The following is a 3,125-nucleotide window of genomic DNA, read 5'->3' on the forward strand; positions in this document are numbered from 1 at the left end:
TTCGGGGATCACCAGGTCGCCGAAATCCACGATTCCGGCGCGCTGGCTCCCCCGCGCAAGGAAGCCGCGGAGTAAGCAAGCGCCAGAGAAGACAGGCGCGGCGCGATTGCCGAATATGCATCCCTCGACATCAAGCCGCCGGCATCCTCCGGCGGCTTTTTCCATTCTCACGTTCCCACGTTTATTTCTCGCGCCGCACGTCGCCCGCCGAATAGGGCTCTATTGGCCGCTGTTCGATCTCTTCAATCCTCCTGACTGATTGGTGGTGCGAGCGCACACTTTGGCTTAAGTCTCGATTTCATCCTGCGGTGCGCTGGAAAAAGTCAGGCATGCATGTCGTTCCGGGAGTTCGAGATGATTCGGTGTTCCGCCGTCGTGTTCGTACTAAGTTGTTTTGCCTCGGTTGCATTGGCCCAAGCCCCGACATCGACGGCCAGACCCTCCACCATAACACCCGCGCTGAACACCGTGGCAGCTACGGTTGCGCCCCCACCGGAGGCCAACAGGCGATGCCTCGGGGTAATTGCCGCCGCCGATCGCTTCATGGTGAAGAAGATTGGGCTAACCGCATTTAGTAGCGAAACTGCTGTAGCACCGATCGAGAGCTGGGGCCTCGATGATCTCATCGTCGCACGGGTTCGCGTCGCAGCCGGCGCTGGCGTTACCGTGCTGCGCCTCGCCTACCCCAAGAACGTTTTCGATCCCTTCTGTGATCCTCCATCTGAACCTTTTCAGACCCCCAGGAGCCAACTGACAGCCATTGTTCGACGTATCGCGGGTAGCACCAGGTGCAAGCGTTACGTCGTCGTCACGGCGTTTCCCGGAGCGTACTCTAGAACCAATCAGCCCCTCAGCGGAGTTGGAGTCTATCAGACCAGTCTTTTCAAGAAGGCGTACCTATTCGCTGATCTTCTCGTGACGGTTTTTGACGGAGAAAACTTTGCCATTCGCAAAAATCCCTATGCAACGATCGAATCGAGGCTGACGGCCGCCTTTGTGCCGAGGAAAGATTTCGATCGCGAGATTGACAGCACGTTGTTCCCGTCGTCCGCGGTGGAAGCAGTCAACAGCACGGCCTTACGGAATGGCGCGCGCGCTGTTCTGGCGGAAACCCTCGACGACAGGCTGCCCGCGTTTCTCCGGGAGTAAGACAGGGCTGACGGGACGATTGGATCTGCCGCGGCGCGACTAAATGAGCTAGCGCGGACGGGTGCGGCGCGTGCCGCATCGACTTATCAAGCCGCCGGCATCGCCCGGCGGCTTTTTGATTCTCACATTCGGAGGATTTATCTCTCCCGCCCGCACATCGATGAGACCTTGGTCTCTGCCTACGGCCGTCGATCGCACCTATCTCGAGAATATCTGCAAGAATGAACGTAACGGACTTGGCGCGGTCGTTGGCGATCCGACTGTTTGCGTGACCGAGAACGGGAGTTGAGTCACAGACTCAGAAAACCGCTGCGCGTCAAATGGACCACAACCCGTCTCTTAAGCGATTTAGGGGCTGTTGCCCGATGCATTTGCCGCACGAAGCGGGGATTGGAGGCCAAGCTGCGCCTTCAAGACCAGGTCGAAGCTGGGCGCGTCTTTCCGTCCTGGAACACCACGCCGTTCGGGCTGAAGGCGACGTTGTCCGTGTTGTTGTTCAGCGTCTGCCATTTGTACGATATAGCGACGATACCATAAGCCGAAACCGGCTCGACCTCTCCGGCCCCAGCTACGCCATTGCCGTTGGCATCGCGCCATAGGGCGAGGCCGGCCAGTTCGTTGCCGGTCAAAATGCCGTCGCGGTCGTCATCGAGCGCGGCCATTGGCGCGTATCCGTTGTTCCAAAACATCCAGAACGTCACGTTGCCGAACAATTGCCGGCCGCTGTTGATTTTGCCATCGAGCTTCGGGTCGCTCACCAGCCAGGCAGCCTTGGGGGTAATCCAGCTCCATTCGCGACCCAACCCGCTGCCGTCCACGTCGAACGTCACCCGCGCCTCGGGTGCTTCGAGATCGGTGATAGTGAGTCCATCGGCCAGCGGCACTGCGATGGGAGTGACCGGGTACGGCAGCTTTCCCAAGGTGGCGGCGCGGTCCTTCAGCGTCTCGATCTCGCGCTTATCCTTCTCGGCGTCGAGAAGTGGGACAAGGTAAGAGGCGACTTCTCCGGTCAGCGTCCACCCGCCGAGCCCAACGCTCGTCAGGTTCTTTTCCTTCTCCCAGGCGTCGGTTGCGATCGTTCGATATTGCTTCACCGCATCGTCTTTCCTGCCGGCCTGCTCGGTCAGCCAGGCGAGGCCGAGCCGGATGACAAGGTTATCCTTGTCCAACTCCAATGCCTGCTTGTACGCTTTCAACGCGGCTTCCAGGTGCGCCTGGGAGGCGGTACTCAAAGTAAGATCGGCGGCAGTCGTCACTGTACCGAAAGGAACGGCAGGCGGCTGAATGCCATGGTAGGCCTTCGGTACCGTCAACGGGTCGGACTTCTGGGCGTAAGCCATGCCATGCGCACGACCAAGGTTCAGCAACGCCTCGACGCTGGTAGGATCGTCCTTGGCGATCTTCTCCAGGTTTTCGATAAGCCTCGCGACCGGGATCCGCTCCTCTTCCACGCCCACCCACCTGCCGAGCACCGGCGACGCCGCGGCAAGGAAAACCACCAGCAACAGCAACCGCATGGCGCACGCTCCGTCTTGTAAGGGGCCGATCGTGGGCAACATATCCGGTGCGCACTGACGACGCTCGCGTCTGGACGGTGCCTGTGGCGCGGACACTAGCCGATCGCCTGGGATAGAGTGTTTGCCGCCTGCCACTCTCGGTTATGTCGCCCATTCAGACCTGCGATACCCCGGTCGCGAACGCGGCTTCCAAGCCGAAGCCGGCATCTGCAGCGACCACGTCGCCGAGGACGAGTCGCTGCGCGCCACCGGAACCGTGGTCGAGGTGGATCACCCGACCCGCGGCAAGTACCTGTCGGTCGGCAACCCGATCAAGCTGTCAGACAGCCCGGCGGATGTGAAGCGGTCGCCGTTGCTCGGCGAGCACACCGACGAGATCCTGCGCGAGGTGCTCGGCTTCGGGGATCACCAGGTCGCCGAAATCCACGATTCCGGCGCGCTGGCTCCCCCGCGCAAGGA

The 3,125-nt window shown here is 60.8% G+C and carries 2 protein-coding genes and 1 pseudogene; 2 read left to right on the forward strand and 1 reads right to left on the reverse strand.

The genetic code is table 11. The features are described from left to right. Positions 1 to 543: 543 nt before the first annotated feature. Positions 544 to 1,149 (forward strand): hypothetical protein, encoded by a 606-nt coding sequence (locus tag QXZ85_RS33660; protein WP_315766531.1) that lies wholly within the window; start codon positions 544 to 546, stop codon positions 1,147 to 1,149. Between the two features lie 410 nt (positions 1,150 to 1,559). Here the strand turns inward: QXZ85_RS33660 and QXZ85_RS33665 are convergent, their stop codons facing one another. Further along, positions 1,560 to 2,666 carry a tetratricopeptide repeat protein gene (locus QXZ85_RS33665; protein WP_316175685.1) on the reverse strand — a complete coding sequence of 369 codons (1,107 nt, stop codon included), beginning with the start codon at positions 2,664 to 2,666 and terminating at the stop codon, positions 1,560 to 1,562. Between the two features lie 220 nt (positions 2,667 to 2,886). Between QXZ85_RS33665 and QXZ85_RS33670 the strand changes: the two are divergent. Next, positions 2,887 to 3,125, forward strand: a pseudogene (locus QXZ85_RS33670) (CoA transferase); the annotation flags it as partial.

Origin of the sequence: Bradyrhizobium sp. SZCCHNGR1005, from assembly GCF_032489995.1 — a bacterium.
Lineage (GTDB): Bacteria > Pseudomonadota > Alphaproteobacteria > Rhizobiales > Xanthobacteraceae > Bradyrhizobium.

Bases quoted from the DNA above. Each gene is read 5' to 3' on its own strand.
- QXZ85_RS33665 (WP_316175685.1), bottom strand. From the start codon at position 2,666: ATGCGGTTGCTGTTGCTGGTGGTTTTCCTTGCCGCGGCGTCGCCGGTG.
- QXZ85_RS33660 (WP_315766531.1), top strand. From the start codon at position 544: ATGGTGAAGAAGATTGGGCTAACCGCATTTAGTAGCGAAACTGCTGTA.